The sequence below is a fragment of the Acidovorax sp. genome (genome assembly GCF_021287135.1).
Taxonomy (GTDB): Bacteria; Pseudomonadota; Gammaproteobacteria; order Burkholderiales; family Burkholderiaceae_C; genus Acidovorax.
The window spans coordinates 1-18,451 of the sequence record NZ_JAJTBB010000032.1 but is presented as its reverse complement, the minus strand read 5'-3'; the positions used below and the strand labels follow the sequence as shown (position 1 = coordinate 18,451).

Here is an 18,451-nt window from a genome sequence, read left to right as displayed (position 1 = left end):
TCCTTCCCATCCCGAACAGGACAGTGAAACGACTTTGCGCCGATGATAGTGCGGGTTCCCGTGTGAAAGTAGGTCATCGTCAGGCTCTTACAGCCCCAAACCGCCCTTCTGCTCTTCCCGAGTAGAAGGGCGTTTTGCTTTTCAGCGGATTTATCCCCTGCTCGACGGAAGACCTGCTGATCGGGCTTCCCGTCCATTTCTTGCGGTACCGCCATGCAACTTCAAGATATTTTGTATTCCCAGGGATTTGGAACCCGCCGGGTGTGTGCCGGCCTGGTTCAGCAAGGATGGGTGGCTGTGCTCGACGCCTCGTCGTCGGCAACTGCTTCTTACCAAGTTTGTACCGACGCCACGGCGGAGTGGGAGCCCGAAGGCCTTCGGCTGCAGGTCCAAGGGGTGGACTGGCCCTACCATGCGAAGGCCTACCTGATGCTGCACAAACCAGCCGGCACGGAGTGCTCGCAAAAGCCCTCGGCATACCCCAGCATCTATACCTTGTTGCCGGCGCCCCTGCGTCAACGTCCCAGCAAAAGTGCAGTGCTCGGTGTGCAGGCCATTGGCCGGCTGGACCAGGACACCACGGGGTTGTTGCTGCTCAGCGATGACGGGCAGTTCATTCACCGGATGAGTTCGCCCAAGAAGCATGTCCCGAAGGTGTACCAAGTAACGACCAAGCACCCGCTGGATGCGCGGCAGATCGCGCAACTGCTTGAAGGCGTGGTGCTGGATGACGATCCGCGGCCGGTCCGGGCGGCGGCCTGCGAGCAAAGCGACAGCCACCGTCTCGCGCTCACGTTGACCGAGGGGAAATACCACCAGGTCAAGCGCATGCTCGCTGCGGTGGGCAATCGGGTGGAAGGCCTGCACCGGTCCCGCATCGGTGCGCTGGAACTTCCCGCCCACTTGCTACCCGGACAGTGGCAGTGGCTTACGGCCGCGGAACTGGATCTGCTCTCGGCCTCCTGACGAAGGTGCGGGCTCTCAGATTTCTTGTCTTGCACCGATCGTTACTTCTGGTCAACTGGTTTGTGCATGAAATATGTTCTGGATCAAGAATTGTGCGGGTGGGCATGCTGGCCGCACCGGAGCCGCCCGCTAAACTCCCGGATCCTGTTGAAAGTGCTCCTGTGAAGATTTTGTCGATTGCACGTGCGTGTGTTGCCCTCGGGGCTGCGTGGTTCTCTGTGGGCTCGGGGGCTGTCGCGGCGACGACGCCATTGTTTGTGCTCAATTCCCTCGAGGCCAATGTCAGTGTCATTGACCCTGCGACCTGGACAGAGACCGCACGCATCCCTACGGGCAAGGAGCCGCACCACCTCTACCTCACGCCCGATGAGAAATCGCTGATCGTTGCCAACGCCCTGGGCGACACGCTCACCTTTTTGGACCCGCGCACGGCCCAAGTGCAGAGCACGGTTCGGGGCATTGTGGATCCCTACCAACTGCGGTTTTCCCCGGATATGAAGTGGTTCATCACCGCTGCTAACCGCCTGAACCACGTGGACTTCTACCGCTGGGACGGCAAGGAGCTGACGCTGGTGCAGCGGGTGGCTACCGGGCGAACCCCCAGCCATTTGTGGATCGACAGCCGCAGTACGGTGGTGTACGCCACCATGCAGGACAGTGATGAACTGGTGGCCATTGACATTGCCACGCAGGCGATCAAATGGCGGACCAAAACGGGGCCCATGCCGGCGGACGTCTATGGAAGTTCAGACGACAAACGGCTGTTTGTGGGCCTGACGGGTGGCGACAGCGTCGAGGTCTTCGACGTCTCTGGACGCGAACCTGTGAGCATCAAGAAGATCAAGACGGGCGAGGGCGCCCATGCGTTCCGCGGCGCGGGCGATGGCAAGCACCTCTACGTGAGCAACCGGGTGGCCAACACCATCAGCAAGATTGACATGGCCACGCAACAGGTGGTCGAGTCCTATCCCGTGCCTGGCGGCCCGGACTGCATGGACGTGTCTGCAGACGGGCGCTTCATCTACGTCAGCTCGCGCTGGGCGCGCAAGCTCTCCGTTGTCGATACGCAGGAGCGCAAGGTGGTACGGCAGGTCCCGGTGGGCAAGTCGCCCCATGGCGTATGGACTCTGCAGCACGCCCCGCGCTGACCGGGGTGAGTCTGGTGCCGCGCTCGGTCAGTCGCCAGCTTGTCACGGCGTTGCCGATTGCTATCTTATTTGTAGCTTCTTCCGCTTGTCTGGCAAGCGCTGGAGGCCCAAAAGATTGCAACAAGCCCGTGTACCTCACCTTCGATACGGGCCACATGGGAGTGGCTCCGCTCATCGCCGAGGTGCTGGCGCGCCAGCAGGTGCGGGTAACTTTCTTCGCGGCCCACGAGCGCACCCAGGAGGGCGACGGCAGCCTGGGGGAGCACTGGGCTCCCTGGTGGCGGGCCCGTGCGGCCGAAGGCCATGAGTTTGCGTCGCACACGTGGGACCACACCTACTGGCGTGCCGACCTGGGGGATGCGAAGAACCCCTCGTTCCGGGTCCGGCCATCGGCGGGTCCGCGTGCAGGGCAGGAGTATGTGCTGACGGCCGCGGGGTACTGCGAGGAAATCGCGCGTGCCGCGACCCGGTTGCAGGCCTTTACGGGGAAGCCTGCGCTGCCGTTGTTCCGGGCACCGGGCGGCAAGACCTCCACGCAACTGGTGGCGGCGGCGCGCGCGTGCGGCTATGCGCATGTGGGGTGGTCCCCGGCGGGTTTCCTGGGCGACGAGTTGGCTAGCGAAAAAGTGAGCAATGCCCAGCTTCTGCAAAAGGCCCTGCGGGATGTGCGCAGCGGCGATATCTTGCTGGCGCACCTGGGCATCTGGTCCCGCAAGGACCCTTGGGCCCCCGCCGTGCTGGAACCGTTGATTGTGGGACTCAAGGAGCGTGGATTCTGCTTTCGCACGCTGCGGGAGCACCCGGCCTACGCCCCCTCGCTGATGCGTTGACGGAGCCGGTGCGAGGGCAAACGAGAACAGTGCATGCCGGCCTGGCCCAAGGACGTGGCTGCGCAGGAGCGGATGGAGCGAGTGGTTATGGATTGGTTGGTCAACGGTTTTGATTCGGTGCAGCAGTGGCTTTTCGAGAGCGAGGTGCAGCCGCTGATGTTCTCCCTGGGGTTCGCCAGCCAGCTGGAAAGCGGCTACAAGGCGGCAGGCTGGGTGCTGGTAGGCGTGCTTCAGCTGGTGGTGATTGCGGCCGTGATCGGCCCTTTGCAGCGCTGGCGGCCCGTCGAGACCGTGACCGACCACGCCACGGTGCGCACCGACATCCTCTACACGCTGATCCACCGCCTGGGGTTGTTTCGCCTGGGCCTGTTTCTGACCCTTGAACCGGTGATGGAGTCCCTCTTCGGCACGATGCGGGTGGCCGGCATCACCACCTTCCAGCTGGATGGCATCTGGCCGGGCGTGACGGATCTGCCCTGGGTCAGCCTGCTGCTGTACCTTGTGGTGTTCGACTTTGTCGACTACTGGATTCACCGCGGGCAGCACCACTTCGAATGGTGGTGGCGCCTGCATTCCCTGCACCACGCCCAGCGCCAGCTGACGATGTGGAGCGACAACCGCACCCACCTGCTGGACGACCTGCTGCGCGACATCATCCTAGTGGTGGTGGCGCAGTTCATCGGCGTGGCGCCGGGGCAGTTCATCGCCATCGTGGCCATCACGCAGCTGAGCGAGAGTTTCCAGCATGCCAACTTGCGCGTGTGGTTTGGCCGCGTGGGCGAGCGCTTGTGGATCAGCCCGCGCTTCCACCGGCTGCACCACGCCATCGGCATTGGCCACGAGAGCGCCGCGCCGGAGCCGGCCGACGACGCCGCCCCCGGGCGCCGCAGCGTTCTGGGTGGACACAACTTTGGCGTGCTGCTGCCGTGGTGGGACATGCTGATGGGCACGGCCAATTTCGAGTTGCGCTACGACGCGACGGGCGTGCGCGACCAGGTGGAGCCCGGGCCCGACGGCCATTTGCGAGACTATGGCCGGGGCTTCTGGTCGCAACAATGGCGCGGCCTGCTGCGGCTGGTGGGCAAGGCCTAGCCGGCGGTGCAGGTGGCCGGCGAGGAGGCGGGTATGCTTGCCGGCATGGGATTGCTGCTAGATTCTTTTTGGCGTGCCGCCGCCTATTGCCTGCGGCCGCGCGTCATTGCGTTGTCCATCGTGCCGCTGGTGCTGATGGCTTTGCTTGCGATGGGGCTGGGCTACTTCTATTGGGATGCCGCCGTTCAGGCCATGCGGGGGCTGCTCGAAAGCTCCTCGGTGCTGACCAGTCTGTGGAGCTGGCTGCAAGGGTGGGGGCTGGGTGATGTGACCGCCGTGGTGGCGCCGCTCATGGTCGTGTTGGCGGCGGCGCCGTTGCTGGTGGTGGTGTCGCTCCTGGCGGTGGCCATCCTCATGACGCCGGCCCTCGTCGCACTGGTCGCCGACCGGCGGTTTCCGGACCTGGAGCGCAAGAAAGGCGGCTCGTTCCTCGCGAGCGTGGCCTGGTCGGTCAGCTCCACGGTGCTCGCGTTCATCGCGCTTCTGGTGTCGGTGCCCTTGTGGCTGGTGCCGCCCCTGGTCCTTGTGCTGCCCCCCTTGATCTGGGGATGGCTGACTTACCGTGTGATGGTGTTTGATGCCCTGGCCGAGCATGCCAGCAAGGAAGAGCGGCAGACGCTGCTGCGCCGCCACCGTGCAAGCCTGCTGGGCATCGGGGTGCTGACGGGCTATCTTGGCGCGGCCCCCAGCATCGTCTGGGCCTCCGGGGTGGTGTTTGCCGCGGCATTCTTTGTGCTGGTGCCGCTGGCAATCTGGATCTACACCCTGGTCTTCGCCTTTTCGTCGCTGTGGTTCATCCATTACGGGCTGGCCGCCTTGGACCAGCTGCGCGCAGAAACCGCAGCGGCGCAGCCGCCTGCAGCGACGCCGATGGTGCCCCCCGCGCCGGATGCCGCACCTGCGGCCCTGGAGCCGGTGCAGCCTGCCACCGGCGCGGCGGCTTTGCCCGGTCCCGAAACACTCCCGCCCCACGGAAACCCCGCAGCATGACCCCTACCTTTGGCCTCATCATCGTTGGCGACGAAATCCTCTCGGGCAAGCGCGCCGACAAGCACCTAGCGAAGGTGATTGAACTGTTGTCGGCCCGGGGGCTTTCATTGGCCTATGCCGACTATGTGGGCGACGATCCCGACCGCATCACCGCGACCTTGCAGCGGGCGTTCGCGTCCGGCGACGTGGTTTTCTCATGCGGTGGCATCGGTGCCACGCCGGACGACCACACGCGGCAGTGCGCCGCGCGGGCCCTGGGGCAGGAGCTGGTCCTGCACCCCGCCGCGGAAGCACTGATCCGCGAACGCATGCAGGATGTGGCACGGGAGCAGGGCGTGGCGTACGAGCCCGACCGTGCCGACAACGTGCACCGTCTCAACATGGGGGTGTTTCCGTCCGGGGCCCGCATCATCCCCAATCCCTACAACAAGATTCCGGGCTTCAGCTGCGACGGCAGCCGTGCCGGTGGGGCGGTCCATTTCGTGCCGGGCTTCCCCGTCATGGCCTGGCCCATGATCGAGTGGGTGCTGGACCAGCACTATGCCGCGTCGTTCAACCGTGCGCCGCAGACCGAGCACTCGGTGATTGTTTTCGGCGCGATGGAGGCGGCCTTGACGCCTCTCATGGAGCGCATTGAAAAAACGCATCCGGGCGTCCGCGTGTTCAGTTTGCCGAGCGTAGATCATCCACAATACGGCCGGCATATCGAATTGGGCGTCAAGGGGCCCGCACAGAGCGTTCCGGCCGCTTGGTGGGACCTGCACCAAGCGCTGCACGAAATTGGTGCAGATTGTGGCCCCGAATTGGTGCGCAACTTGTGATGCATGGTACGCGCCATTAAGGTGCACTGTTGTGGTGCGTGCTGGTGGGTGTACCGCTGGCAGCCGGCTTGCGGTGCTCCTTCCTAGTGCGGCGGCTGCACCCGGCTGGCACGCAACCTGCTTTTATTTCGACAAATCTCTTTTTTCAACAAGCGCTTTATCCAGGAGAACCTGATGGCCAAGACCGTTGCAGACGTGATGAAGATGGTGAAGGAAAACGAAGTCAAGTTCGTTGACTTCCGTTTTACCGATACCCGTGGCAAGGAACAGCACGTGACCGTGCCTGTGTCGCACTTCGATGAAGACAAGTTCACGTCCGGCCACGCATTCGACGGCTCTTCCGTGGCCGGCTGGAAGGGCATTGAAGCGTCGGACATGCAACTCATGCCCGACCCCAGCACGGCCAACATCGACCCCTTCTTTGAAGAAACCACGCTGTTCCTGCAGTGCGATGTGATCGAGCCGGGCGACGGCAAAGCCTATGACCGCGATCCCCGCTCCATCGCCAAGCGCGCTGAAGCCTACCTGAAGGCATCGGGCCTGGGCGACACGGCCTACTTCGGTCCGGAGCCCGAATTCTTCATCTTCGACGGCGTGCGCTGGAGCAATGAGCCCGGCCGCGTGTTCAGCGAGATCGAAGAATACGAAGCTCCCTGGAACTCGGGCGCCAAGCTCGAAGGCGGCAACCGCGGCCACCGTCCCACCACCAAGGGCGGCTACTTCCCCGTGCCCCCGGTCGACAGCACGCAAGACATGCGCGCCGAGATGGTCCTGATCCTCGAATCCCTGGGCATCCCGGTCGAAGTGTTCCACCACGAAGTGGCGGGCGCTGGCCAGAACGAAATCGGCACCAAGTTCTCCACCCTGGTGGAGCGTGCCGACTGGACCCAGGTCCTGAAGTACGTCGTGTGGAACGTGGCCAACGCCTACGGCAAGACCGCCACCTTCATGCCCAAGCCCTACGCTGGCGACAACGGCTCGGGCATGCACGTGCACCAGTCCATCTGGAAGGACGGCAAGAACCTGTTCGCTGGCGACGGCTATGCCGGCCTGTCGGACTTCGCGCTGTACTACATCGGCGGCATCATCAAGCACGCCCGTGCCCTGAACGCCATCACCAACCCCGGTACCAACAGCTACAAGCGCCTGGTCCCCGGCTTCGAAGCTCCTGTGAAGCTGGCCTACTCGGCCCGCAACCGTTCCGCTTCGATCCGCATCCCCTATGTGGCCAACCCCAAGGGTCGCCGCATCGAGGCACGCTTCCCCGATCCCTCGGCCAACCCGTACCTGTGCTTCTCGGCACTGATGATGGCGGGCCTGGACGGCGTGGAAAACAAGATCCATCCCGGCGAAGCCGCCACGAAGGACCTGTACCACCTGCCGCCCGAAGAAGACAAGCTGGTGCCCACCGTGTGCCACAGCCTGGACCAGGCCCTGGAGTACCTCGACAAGGACCGTGGCTTCCTGACCAAGGGCGGCGTGTTCTCCGACTCCATGCTGGACGCCTACATCGAGCTCAAGATGGGCGAAGTCACGCGCTTCCGCATGGCTCCCCACCCGGTCGAGTTCGACATGTACTACTCGCTGTGATGGCCTGACCTTCGTCGGTCCTCACACCCTCCAAAGGCGGCCTTGTGCCGCCTTTTTTCATGGCCTGCCGGGGCTTGCGCGCGGTGCGCAGGAACCGGGCCTGGAGCGTTGTGTCCTTGCACAAAGTCCACCCAATGCCCGCTGGTGTTGGATTGGCGCCGCGTGGGGATTGGGGGATACTCCCCGTTTCCCTGCATGCAGTTGCAGTGCGAGGACATTTGAATGAAGAAATCGCTCTCCGTCTCCCTGTGGTTCCTGGCCGCACTGGCAGCCTCTGCCGCAGGGGCGCAAGACCGCATCTACCGCTGCGGCAACGAATACACCAACAACGCCCAGCTGGCCAAGGAGCGTGGCTGCAAGCTGATGGAGGGCGGCAACGTGACCGTGGTGCAGGGCACCCGCCCGCAGGGCCAGGGCGCCGCGTCTGCGCCGGCCAGCAGCGGCGGCGGCAGCGCGACCCCGGCATCGCCGCCTTCGGCGCCGCGGGTAACCTCCAACGACCAGAAAGCCCGCGACTCCGATGCGCGCGCGATCCTGGAGGGCGAGCTGCGCAAGGCCGAGGCGCGCCACGCGGAACTCCTCAAGGAATACAACAACGGCGCCCCCGAGCGCAATGCGCTGGACCTGCGCAACCCCCAGCGCTACATCGAGCGGACGGCGGAACTCAAGGCCAGCGTGGCGCGCAGCGAGAGCGACATCGCCGGCATCAAGCGTGAAATCGCCCGCCTGCCCGCACCGTAAAGCCCGGATGTCGTACTGCGCTGCAATGACCTTGGCAGCTCGGTGCGCCCTCAGTGACCGGCGGCCTGCCTGCTCCGGCCGGGCCAGCGCGCACCTCGCCGCGTGAGCGGCGGCAGGTCAGGCAAGCGGGTCCATTCCTTGCTGGATAGATTGCCGTGAACTCCTTGCCGCCCCTTCCCGACCCTTCTTCGCCCGACATGGAGCGCTTCCATTCGCTGGATCTCATGTCGACCCTTGTGGCCGTGCTGCGCGCCGACGGCGCCGTGCAATTTGCCAATGCAGCGTTGGAAAACGCGCTGGGCCTGTCGCGCCGCACGCTGGAAGGGGTGGATTTCTCCACGTTCTTCACCGACCCCGCCTTGTTGCAGACCGCGCTGGCCGGTGCGCGGGGCAAGGACTTTGCGGCCTTGCGCTACGAAGCCAGCCTCAAGCGCCAGCATCAGGACCCCGTGCCCGTGCACGTGAGCGTGGCCGATGCCGAGCAGGCCGGGGAAATCCTGGTCGAACTGTGGCCGCTGGAGCAGCAGGCGCGGCAGGACCGCGAGGAACGCATCCTGGACCAGGCGCAGGCCAACAAGGAGCTGATCCGCAACCTGGCCCATGAAATCAAGAACCCGCTGGGCGGCATCCGCGGTGCCGCGCAACTGCTGGAGATGGAGCTGGAGAACCGCGAGCTCACCGAGTACACGCAGGTCATCATCCACGAGGCGGACCGGCTGCAGAGCCTGGTGGACCGGCTGCTCGCGCCGCACCGCCACCCCCACCTGGTGGGCGACGTCAACATCCACGAAGTGTGCGAGCGGGTGCGCTCCCTGGTGCTGGTGGAGCACCCGCACGGGCTCAAGGTCCTGCGCGACTACGACACCTCCATCCCCGAATTCCGGGGGGACCGCGCGCAGCTCATCCAGGCGGTGCTCAACATCGTCCAGAACGCCGCCCAGGCGCTGGCCGAGCGCATCCAGGCTGGAGACGCTGTCATCACGCTGCGCACGCGCGTGGCCCGGCAAGTAACCTTTGGTCGCCAACGCTATCGCTTGGCACTGGAATTGCATGTCATCGACAACGGACCGGGCGTGCCCGACGCGATCAAGGAGCGGATTTTCTACCCGCTGGTGTCGGGTCGGGACGGCGGGTCAGGACTGGGGCTGACGCTGGCACAAACCTTTGTGCAGCGGCACCATGGATTGATCGAATGCGACAGCGTGCCGGGTCGCACCGACTTCCGCATCCTGATCCCCTTGCCCTGAGGTCCCAGACACGCAACACAGGGAAGGTAAGAAAAACATATGAAGCCGATCTGGATAGTGGATGACGACCCCTCGATCCGCTTCGTGCTGGAGAAGGCGCTGGCGCGCGAGAACTTGCCCACGCGCAGCTTCACGCACCCGCGGGAGGTGCTGGATGCGCTGGCCGACGTAACGCCCGGCGACCCCGCGCGGCAGGGGCCGCAGGTGCTGGTGAGCGACATCCGCATGCCGGGGGGCTCGGGCCTGCAGCTGCTGGAAAAAGTGCGGGAGCTGCAGCCTGGCCTTCCGGTGATCATCATGACGGCCTACTCCGACCTGGACAGTGCCGTCTCCGCCTTTCAGCGGGGCGCATTCGAATACCTGCCCAAGCCGTTCGACCTGCCCAAGGCGGTGGAGCTGATCCGGCGCGCCGTGGAGGAAAGCCAGCGCGAAGAGGTCACGGAGGAGCGCCAGACCGAAGCCCCCGAGATGCTGGGCCAGGCGCCCGCCATGCAGGACGTGTTCCGCGCCATTGGCCGGCTGAGCCAAAGCCAGGTCACGGTGCTGATTACCGGCGAATCCGGTTCGGGCAAGGAGCTGGTGGCGCGCGCGCTGCACAAGCATTCGCCCGTGTCGGACGGCCCCTTCGTGGCCATCAACACGGCGGCCATTCCCAAGGATTTGCTGGAGTCTGAACTTTTCGGCCACGAGCGCGGCGCTTTCACCGGGGCGCAGACGCAGCGGCGCGGGCGCTTCGAGCAGGCCGAGGGCGGCACCTTGTTCCTGGACGAAATCGGCGACATGCCTTTTGACCTGCAGACCCGCCTGCTGCGCGTGCTGTCGGACGGGCAGTTCTACCGCGTGGGCGGCCATGCGGCCGTGAAGGCCCATGTGCGCGTGATTGCTGCCACCCACCAGGACCTGGAAAAGCGCGTCAAGGAAGGGGGCTTCCGCGAGGACTTGTTCCACCGCCTCAACGTGATCCGCCTGCGCCTGCCCGCGCTGCGCGAGCGGCACGAGGACGTGCCCGTGCTCACCCGCCATTTCCTGCAGCAGAGCGCACGGCAGCTGGGCGTGGAGCCCAAGCGCATTTCCGACGCCGCGCTGGCGCGGCTGGAACAGTTTGCCTTTCCCGGCAACGTGCGGCAGCTGGAGAACATTTGCCACTGGCTCACGGTAATGGCGCCGGCCCAGGTGATTTCCCTGCAGGACCTGCCGCCCGAAGTGCTGGAGGCGCCCCTCTACCAGCCGCCGCAGCGCGCGGGCGGCGAACCATCGGGCACATCGGCCGTGGCGGGGGCGGTGACGCTGGGCGGACCGAACCCGACGCCGGCCGTGCCGTCGCCAGAACTGCCCAGCGCGGCGCAGGCCGCAGCGCAGCACTCCGCGGCGGCCTTGCCGGTCGGCAGCGCTACCGCAGCACCTGTGCCGTCTGCGGTTGCGCCGGCCGCCTCGGCGGCGTGGGGCGGCGGCGTGCCGGTCGGCGTTGCCGAGACCTCTGCGCAGAGCAGCCCGGCCTCCGGCCACACCTGGGAACAGGCGCTGGAAACGGAGGCCCAGAAGCTGCTTGCGGGCGGCCAGCCCGAAGTGTGGGATGCGCTGACGCGCCGCTTCGAATCGCGACTCATCCGCACGGCACTGTCGGCCACGCATGGCCGGCGCATGGAGGCAGCGCAGCGGCTGGGCATTGGCCGCAACACCATCACCCGCAAGATCCAGGAACTGGGCCTGGATGCGCCGGATGAGGCATGAAAAGTGGCTCTAGCGCTTATGTAGTAAGCGCAAGCAGCTATATTATTTGTAGCAAATAGAAGGGCGACACCACAGGGTGCCGCCTCTGCGACCCAGGCCCCGGCGCTGCGGTGTTCCGCCACTGCGGCGCTGGGTGGCGTCCTACATCCAGGCCCTCCATGGGCCGACCCGACCCTCCGTAGGTGACTTCAACAATGAAGGCACTGTCAACCAACCGGAGAGCTTCTATGTCGGATTTCAACGATGCCAACCGCGACCCTTTGACCAATGAACCGGGCGCCCATCCTGTCGGAACCGGGGTGGGGGCCGCAGTGGGCGGCGCGGCTGCCGGTGCCGCGGCGGGGGCCTTGGGCGGCCCCGTCGGCGCAGCGGTGGGCGGCGTGGCCGGTGCCGTGGCCGGCGGCCTGGCCGGCAAGGCTGCGGCCGAAGCCGTCAACCCCACCGAAGAAGACGCCTACTGGCGCGAAAGCTACCAGCGCGAGCCCTACTACGTAGGGGGCCGCACCTACGACCAATACCGCCCCGCTTATGAACTGGGCTGGTCGTCCGTGGGCCGCTACGAAGGCGACTTCGACGCGGTGGAACCCCGCTTGGCCGACGACTGGCGCGCCCGCCATTCGGACGGCCTGGCCTGGACAGATGCCCGCCCCGCCACCCGGGCCGCGTGGGAGCGCGCGTCGACCCGCATGGGCGATGACCGCCCCATGGAGGTCCTGGATACCGACGACGTGGTCGATGTGCTCAACGACCTGATCGAGTCAGCCCGCGACGGTGAATATGGCTTCATGTCGTGCGCCGAGCATGCCGACTCCGCGCAGCTCAAGAGCGTGTTCCAGCGCCATGCGCAGGAGTGCGCCGCTGCTGCGGTGGAGCTGGAGCATGAGATCCGCCGCCTGGGCGGGGAGCCGGCCTCTGGCGGCACGGTGGCGGGGGCGCTGCACCGCGGCTGGGTGTCCGTGAAGTCGGCCCTGTCCATCCGCGACGACAAGGCTGTGCTGCAGGAATGTGAGCGCGGCGAAGACGCGGCCGTGGCGCGCTACCGCAAGGCACTGAAGAACGGGCTGCCAGCCGACGTGCGCACACTGGTGGAACGCCAGGCACAAGGCGCGCAGCGCAACCACGACGAGGTGCGCGCACTGCGCGACAGCTTTCGTGCCTGATCGCCTGCCGGTCTCGTGAGGGCGCAGGGCGCCGGGCCAGTCGCACCCGCGGGACCTTAGCCGTTGTACGGCGGTCCTTCCGTTGTGCCGTTGGAAAGAAAGCCACAGCTGCTTCCGCAGCCTGTGGCTTTCTTTTTGTTTGCTGCGGGAGCCCACTGCAGTGCGGGGGGCTACCCCGCTTTCCTGGCTCCTCAGGCCAGCGTGGCCACCACCGGGGCGTGGTCGCTGGGCTGCGGGTTCTTGCGGGGCGCGCGGTCTACCACGCAGGCCGTGACCAGCGGCCTGAGCGCTTCGCTCACCAGGATATGGTCGATGCGCAGGCCCCGGTTCTTCTGAAACCCCAGCATGCGGTAGTCCCACCAGGAATAGGTCTTCTCCGGCTGCTCGAACAGGCGGAACGCATCGGTCAGCCCCAAGGCCAGCAGATCCTGGAAATGCTGCCGTTCCTCCACCGTATGGTGGATGGTGTCCTTCAGACCCACCGGATCGAACGAGTCCCGGTCTTCCGGCGCCACGTTGAAGTCGCCCACCAGCGCCAGGCGCGGGTGGGCCTGCAGTTCCTCGCGCAACCAGCGGTGCAGGGCGGTCAGCCACAGCATCTTGTACGCAAACTTGTCCGTGCCCGGCGCCTGACCGTTCACGAAGTAGCCGTTCACCAGCCGCAGCGGCCCCGACGGCGTGGCCAGCGTGGCGGCAATCACACGGGCCTGCTCGTCATCGTGGCCCGGGATGTTGCGCACCACGTCGCTCAGCGGGTGGCGGCTGAGGATGGCCACACCGTTGTAGGTCTTCTGGCCAAAAGCCACCGACTCGTAGCCCGCTTCTTTCAGCGCATCGAAGGGAAACTTGTCATCGGTGAGCTTGAGCTCCTGCAGGCACAGCGCGTCCACCGGGTGGGCGGCCAGCCAGGCCAGCACCTGGGGCAGGCGGACGGACAGGGAATTGACGTTCCAGGTGGCAATTTGCATTTGATGAAAATCCTTTTGTGAATCAACGGGTGGGTGATCCCGTTGCTGAGAATATGGGCTGAGCTACCCAGAAGGGGGGACCCGATTCCAGGCCGTGAGAAATTGCGCGCCGCCGGGATGCTACCCGCCATTGTGTGTGCCACGCGAAGCGAGGTGTTCGGCCAGCTTTTTACCGAGCAGCACAAGTGCGTGCAGCGGTCGGGCAGAGGGGCCGGCCCGGTCGGACGGATCGGCGGGAAAAGCGCTGACAACCGGGCGTCGGCAGCAGGGCGAGAGTGGGGGCATCGCAAGGAGACCCAGATGCGCAAGACCACCGTTCCTTTGATCGCCGCAGCAGCGCTGACGGTTGCCACGACCGTTGCGGCGCAGGGCGTGAACTCGCTGCCGCAGGCGGCACCGGGCGTTCCGCCGCCCCAGACGACCTCGCCGGACGACTCGGCAACGCCCTCGCAGACGCCGGCTGCGCCGCCGGCCCAGACCCCTGCAGAGACCCACGCCGCCCCGCCCGTAGCACCGCCGGCTGCCACCGTGAGGCCGTCGGAAACCGGCGCACCCACGCCGGGCGTGGGCGCTGATCGCGCCCTGGCTCCGCGGCAACCAGTGGTGGGCGGGTCGAGTGCCGTTCCCGTTCCCTCGCCGCCCGGCGCGCAGCCAGTGGCGCCCGGCATGCCGAGCACTCCCGTCACACCCGCCCCTGCGGCGCCGGCCGCGCCGGGCGCACCGGGCGGCGGCCCCGTCTACCAGATCAAGCGCTGAACCCGCGCGGGCAGCAGCCGGAGCTCGGGCCACTGGGTTGGGCGCTGGCGTGTACGGCTCGGCAGGCGCAAGCCTTTGATGGGTGGAGCCGCCGTGGAATCAGCGCAAGCAGCTATCAAATAGTGAGCGCCGGGCAGACGCCGCCCAAGTGCGGCAGTCAGCTGGCGCGCACGTAGGTTGCAAAGCTGAAGGGCAGCCCGTTGTTGCTGACGTGGTGGGTGCGCGCGGCTTCCGTCCATTCGGGGCCGAGCGTGGGGGCGTAGGCGTCGCCCTCGAAATCCTGCGCCAGTTCCGTGGCTTCCACCCGGTCCGCCAGGGGCAGGGCTTCGGCGTAGATCTGTGCGCCGCCGATCACCCACACCGTCTGGCCTGCGGCACTGCACTGTGCCAGCGCGTCCTGCAGGCTGGCGGCGCGTTGGGCGCCCGCGGCTTCCCAGCCGGGCTGGCGCGTCACCACGATGTTGGTGCGCCCGGGCAGCGGCCGAAAGCGCGGGGGAAGCGAATCCCAGGTCTTGCGGCCCATCACCACGGGGCAGCCGAGCGTGAGCTGCTTGAAGTGCGCCAGGTCCTCCGGCAGGCGCCAGGGGATCTTGTTGTCGCGGCCGATCACGCCGTTGGCGGCGCGGGCGTAGATGAGGTGCAGCGGCATGGCGGTCTTTCGTGCGTGTAGGCGGAGGTTTAGATGTGCAAGGCGGCCAAAGCACCCACGCCCAGGCCCACGGCCGCGACGCCGTACATGCCCCATTCCAGCCACTTTTTCTTGGTCAGCAGTGCAATGGCGGCCAGGGCAATGGCCACCTGCAGCGCGGTGGTGGCCTGGGCCCAGCGGTGGTGCTGGTGCATCTGCGCTTCGCTCTGCTGGTCAAAGGCGTGCGCCTCGGCTTCCAGCTTTTCCGCCGCGGTCTTGATGTCGTTCTTTTCCTTCTCGTACCGGTCAATCTTGGCCTGGTACTTGGCTTTTTCCGTTTCGGCCGGGGTCAGGTCGCGCGCCAGCTCGGCCAAGCTTTGCTTGGTGCTCTTGGACTGGAAGTAATTCCACTGGTTGGAGGCCTCGGTCTTCTTGATGGCCGCATCGTTTTTCATCAGGCCCGCGTTGGCCTGCGTGGCGCCGCCCAGGTAGGCAAAGATGGCGCCCACCGTGGCGACGATGGCCGTGAACATGGCGATCTTGTTGGTCGAAGAGGCGTGGTGGCCGCCGGTGTCGCCGCCGTGGGGCGCTGCGTCATGGTGGCCATGGGTGGCGTGCTCGACCGCGTGGTCGTGGGGGCCGTGTACGTGGAATCCGCCGGAAGACATGGGAGTGTGGAAAAAGCGTTGGAGGGTTTATTGAAAAAGGCGCGCACTGCCCGGGGCCGTGCCGGCAGGGTTCGGCCCCAGGGGCGGGCTGCCGTGGGGCCGCTGTCGTGGGGGGATCAAACCGCCACCGGGGCCTTGATGGCCGGGTGGCACTGGTAGTCCACCACCTCAAAATCCTCGTACTCGTAGTCGAAGATGCTGTCGGGCTTGCGCTTGATGTTCAGCACGGGGTAGGGGTAGGGCGTACGCGCCAGCTGGGTTTGCACCTGTTCGTGGTGGTTGCTGTAGATGTGGCAGTCGCCGCCCGTCCAGATGAAGTCGCCCACGTCCAGGTCGCATTGCTGGGCCACCATGTGGGTGAGCAGCGCATAGCTGGCGATGTTGAAGGGCACGCCCAGGAAGATGTCGGCGCTGCGCTGGTACAGCTGGCAGCTCAGCGTGCCGCGCCCGCCGGGCACTTGCGCCGGCGCCACGTAGAACTGGAAGAACGCGTGGCAGGGCATGAGCGCCATCTTGTGCAGCTCGGCCACATTCCACGCGCTCACGATGATGCGGCGCGAGTCGGGGTTGGTTTTCAGCGTCTTGATGACGTCGCTGATCTGGTCGATGTGCCCGCCGTCCGGCGTGGGCCAGCTGCGCCACTGCACGCCGTACACGGGACCCAGGTCACCGTCCTCGCGTGCCCACTCGTCCCAGATGGTCACACCACGCTCTTTGAGCCAGTTGTTGTTGCTCGATCCCGTCAGGAACCACAGCAGCTCCTGGATGATGGATTTGAGGTGCACCTTCTTGGTCGTGACCAGCGGAAAACCCTCCTTCAGGTCAAACCGCATCTGGTGGCCGAACACGCTGGTCGTGCCCGTGCCCGTGCGGTCCGACTTGTGCACGCCGTGGGTGAACACATGGCGCATGAAGTCTTCGTACTGGGAGCGCACGGGGCGGCTGGCGGGGGCGGCTGGGGCGTGGTTCATGGCGTGCAGAGCGGATGCGGAAGGGGCCGCGCGGACGGGGCGTGATGGGGCGGGTTGCGCTGCCAGGGCGGCGCTTGCAGCACCGCGCGATTTTATGCGCGCGGAGGCGCCTGCCGGGCTGCGGGCGGAATTTGCATCCAGGCCTATCCATCAAGCACTGACGGGGGGTTGTCTGGGGAAGGGGCGAGTTGCTGAGGGTCGCGCCAACGCGGCGCTCTAGACTATTAATTACTGATGCAAATCAATTTTTATCGCTGGGATGAATGTTCAGCAGTCCGTCAACTGATGGATGGATATTCAGTGATGCTGTTCTTTTTGAGGCTGGTGACATTTTTTAATGACTATGCGACTGATTTTCTGGGGTATTTGACGATATTTGACAATGCTGCGGTGCAGCATTTTGAAAGTGCGTGCTGGAATTGCAGAAATGTTTCCTATAAGGGCCTTTCTTCGGCCGCACCGTCCAGTAGGCGGTACGCCGAGGCAAGCTTGAGGACTGTCTGGCTTGGTATTGAAACCACTGGGTGCACCCATGAAAAAAAAGACTCCTGTTTCCCGGCATACGCTCACCCTGCTGCAAGGTGCGCTGGCGGGAGCGTTCTCCGTGATGTCCGCCGGAGGCGCCTGGGCCGCGCCGAATGTTTGGCAAGGGCCTGGAGACGTGACGGCTGGGGCTTCTTGGTCGACCGGGGCGGTATTCACTTCCGGGGCGGCGAATATTGTCAATTCGTCATCGCCGGCTGCATGGTGGAATGTAGGCAGCACCAACTCGTCGTTTTATACCAACGGCCTGTACGTAGGTTATGGCAGCGGTAACGCCGGGACTCTCAACATTACGGGCGGGCCCAACAACGGCGGCATGAATGCGAGTGCGCCGGATGACACCAGCATGCCCCCCCCTGGCGGCTCTTGATCCCACTTTCCGTGTGGGAGATGGCGGAGGGGTGGGTACCGTCAACATTGATGTGAGTGCACCTGTAACCTCAGTCCTCGATACCTACCGGCTCGGTATGGACTCCTTGGGCGTCGGACTGGGCGCTGGTAGTACCGGACAGGTCAACCTGCTGGGTGCCGGAAAAAAGGTGGAAGAGCAGGGGTTTAACTCGCCCAACAGTGCTGCAGTCGGCGCTTTTTTTCAAAACACCTACGTGGGGCAAGCAGGAGGCAGCGGGCAACTCAACATCAATGGTGCAGGGCTGGAGCTGGTCACTTCCGAAGGCAATATCGGGTCGACTTCCATCAAGTACTTTGCCGTGGGCGAGGGCGCGGGAAGTACGGGGTCCGTCAACGTGCTGGGCAGCGGCAAGCTGGCTTCCGGCGACCCGATTTACAAGAACACGTCGGGCGGCGGGACCGTTCTGCCTTTCAATTTCATCGGCAAGGCGGCGGGCACGGGCGTGATCACGGTCCAGCCGACGACTGGCAGCTACACCAACCAGGCGGATTTCTACGGTGGACTATCTGTCGGGAGCACGGGGGGCAATGGCGCGCTCAATGTGCTGGCCGCCGGAAAGTCCCTCATCACCAATGGCATGACCTACGCCAGCTCGCCGGGCGCTTGCCAAGTCTCCAGCCCTTCGAGCTATCCCTTGGCGCCCGCCCCGCTGCAGATCAGCGCGGACGGCGCTTCCACCGGGCTGGTTCGGGCCACGGGCAGCAGTGCCCAATTGCTGGTGTCGGGCAAGACGACCAACAATTTCAACCCCACGCCTGCACAGTTGGTGCAGGAGCACCACATTGGCCGGATTCAAATAGGCTCGGGGGGCACTCTGGTCACGGCCGATGCCGCCACCGTCAAGGTGGGCGTGAGTCGTTTGCTGGCGCAAGCCCCCGTGGGTGGCAGTATGTACGGCTATACCACCAACACCACCGTGGGCGGTATGGGCCCCATCAACGTGACAGGCGCGGGCAGCGTGGTCTACGGCTCCGAAACCGCCACGGCCACGGCCCCCGGCACCATCGAAGCCTCGCAGATCAGCCTGGCGGACGCCACCTCGCAGCTTCGCTTCAACCACACCAGCAGCATCAGCTTCAACCTGCCCCTGGCCGGCAGCGGCACCGTGGTGCAGCAAGCAGGCACCACCACCATCTCGCCCACGCTGGCCGGGCTGCCCGCACTGGACCCGGCCCTGTGGCAGTACGAC

General features: G+C 65.5%; 18 protein-coding genes. 14 read left to right on the top strand and 4 right to left on the bottom strand.

Annotation, left to right across the window (positions count from 1 at the left end; translation table 11 throughout):
* Positions 1-213: 213 nt before the first annotated feature.
* From LWW96_RS08805 to LWW96_RS08755, 11 genes are all read left to right on the top strand, one after another.
* Positions 214-966: a 16S rRNA pseudouridine(516) synthase gene (locus tag LWW96_RS08805; protein WP_291486044.1), complete on the top strand. Its 753-nt coding sequence runs from the start codon at positions 214-216 to the stop codon at positions 964-966.
* A gap of 161 nt (positions 967-1,127) precedes the next feature.
* Positions 1,128-2,114, top strand: a complete 987-nt coding sequence (locus LWW96_RS08800; protein ID WP_291486042.1) for a beta-propeller fold lactonase family protein — start codon at positions 1,128-1,130, stop codon at positions 2,112-2,114.
* Positions 2,087-2,944 carry a polysaccharide deacetylase family protein gene (locus tag LWW96_RS08795; protein WP_291486040.1) on the top strand — a complete coding sequence of 286 codons (858 nt, stop codon included), beginning with the start codon at positions 2,087-2,089 and terminating at the stop codon, positions 2,942-2,944. The genes LWW96_RS08800 and LWW96_RS08795 overlap by 28 nt, the downstream gene beginning before the upstream one ends.
* A gap of 87 nt (positions 2,945-3,031) precedes the next feature.
* A complete protein-coding gene (locus LWW96_RS08790; protein ID WP_291486038.1) occupies positions 3,032-4,036 on the top strand; it encodes a sterol desaturase family protein in 1,005 nt (334 codons plus the stop codon).
* 45 nt (positions 4,037-4,081) lie between these two features.
* Entirely contained in the window at positions 4,082-5,026 is a 945-nt protein-coding gene (locus LWW96_RS08785) for an EI24 domain-containing protein (RefSeq protein WP_291486036.1), read from the top strand.
* On the top strand, positions 5,023-5,847 hold the full coding sequence (locus LWW96_RS08780) for a molybdopterin-binding protein (protein WP_291486034.1): 825 nt from the start codon (positions 5,023-5,025) through the stop codon (positions 5,845-5,847). Before LWW96_RS08785 ends, LWW96_RS08780 begins: the two co-directional genes overlap by 4 nt.
* Before the next feature lie 174 nt (positions 5,848-6,021).
* The gene (gene glnA, locus LWW96_RS08775) at positions 6,022-7,437 is read left to right on the top strand and encodes a type I glutamate--ammonia ligase (RefSeq protein ID WP_291486031.1); all 1,416 of its coding nucleotides are present in this window, start codon (positions 6,022-6,024) and stop codon (positions 7,435-7,437) included.
* Positions 7,438-7,659: 222 nt separating this feature from the next.
* Positions 7,660-8,178, top strand: a complete 519-nt coding sequence (locus LWW96_RS08770) for a hypothetical protein (RefSeq protein ID WP_291486030.1) — start codon at positions 7,660-7,662, stop codon at positions 8,176-8,178.
* A 224-nt stretch (positions 8,179-8,402) separates the two neighbouring features.
* Positions 8,403-9,425 carry a nitrogen regulation protein NR(II) gene (gene glnL / locus LWW96_RS08765; protein ID WP_291486046.1) on the top strand — a complete coding sequence of 341 codons (1,023 nt, stop codon included), beginning with the start codon at positions 8,403-8,405 and terminating at the stop codon, positions 9,423-9,425.
* Positions 9,426-9,464: 39 nt separating this feature from the next.
* On the top strand, positions 9,465-11,156 hold the full coding sequence (gene ntrC, locus LWW96_RS08760; protein WP_291486029.1) for a nitrogen regulation protein NR(I): 1,692 nt from the start codon (positions 9,465-9,467) through the stop codon (positions 11,154-11,156).
* 227 nt (positions 11,157-11,383) lie between these two features.
* On the top strand, positions 11,384-12,316 hold the full coding sequence (locus tag LWW96_RS08755; RefSeq protein ID WP_291486028.1) for a PA2169 family four-helix-bundle protein: 933 nt from the start codon (positions 11,384-11,386) through the stop codon (positions 12,314-12,316).
* Positions 12,317-12,507: 191 nt separating this feature from the next.
* On the opposite strand, the gene xth is transcribed toward LWW96_RS08755, so the two are convergent.
* Positions 12,508-13,284 (bottom strand): exodeoxyribonuclease III, encoded by a 777-nt coding sequence (gene xth, locus LWW96_RS08750; RefSeq protein ID WP_291486026.1) that lies wholly within the window; start codon positions 13,282-13,284, stop codon positions 12,508-12,510.
* Positions 13,285-13,584: 300 nt separating this feature from the next.
* Here xth and LWW96_RS08745 point away from each other — a divergent pair, with 300 nt between their 5' ends.
* Positions 13,585-14,040 carry a hypothetical protein gene (locus LWW96_RS08745; protein ID WP_291486025.1) on the top strand — a complete coding sequence of 152 codons (456 nt, stop codon included), beginning with the start codon at positions 13,585-13,587 and terminating at the stop codon, positions 14,038-14,040.
* Positions 14,041-14,197: 157 nt separating this feature from the next.
* Here LWW96_RS08745 and LWW96_RS08740 read toward each other — a convergent pair whose 3' ends face one another.
* The 3 genes from LWW96_RS08740 to LWW96_RS08730 form a co-directional block, all read right to left on the bottom strand.
* Positions 14,198-14,689: a dihydrofolate reductase gene (locus tag LWW96_RS08740; protein WP_291486023.1), complete on the bottom strand. Its 492-nt coding sequence runs from the start codon at positions 14,687-14,689 to the stop codon at positions 14,198-14,200.
* A 29-nt stretch (positions 14,690-14,718) separates the two neighbouring features.
* Complete coding sequence (locus tag LWW96_RS08735; protein ID WP_291486021.1) at positions 14,719-15,336, bottom strand: DUF4337 domain-containing protein; 618 nt, start codon at positions 15,334-15,336, stop codon at positions 14,719-14,721.
* 116 nt (positions 15,337-15,452) lie between these two features.
* Entirely contained in the window at positions 15,453-16,307 is an 855-nt protein-coding gene (locus tag LWW96_RS08730; protein ID WP_291486019.1) for a thymidylate synthase, read from the bottom strand.
* 532 nt (positions 16,308-16,839) lie between these two features.
* On the opposite strand from LWW96_RS08730, the gene LWW96_RS08725 reads away from it, so the two are divergent.
* Positions 16,840-17,220 carry a hypothetical protein gene (locus tag LWW96_RS08725; protein ID WP_291486017.1) on the top strand — a complete coding sequence of 127 codons (381 nt, stop codon included), beginning with the start codon at positions 16,840-16,842 and terminating at the stop codon, positions 17,218-17,220.
* Positions 17,221-17,455: 235 nt separating this feature from the next.
* A partial coding sequence (locus LWW96_RS08720) for a hypothetical protein (protein ID WP_291486015.1) occupies positions 17,456-18,451 on the top strand: 996 nt, incomplete at its 3' end.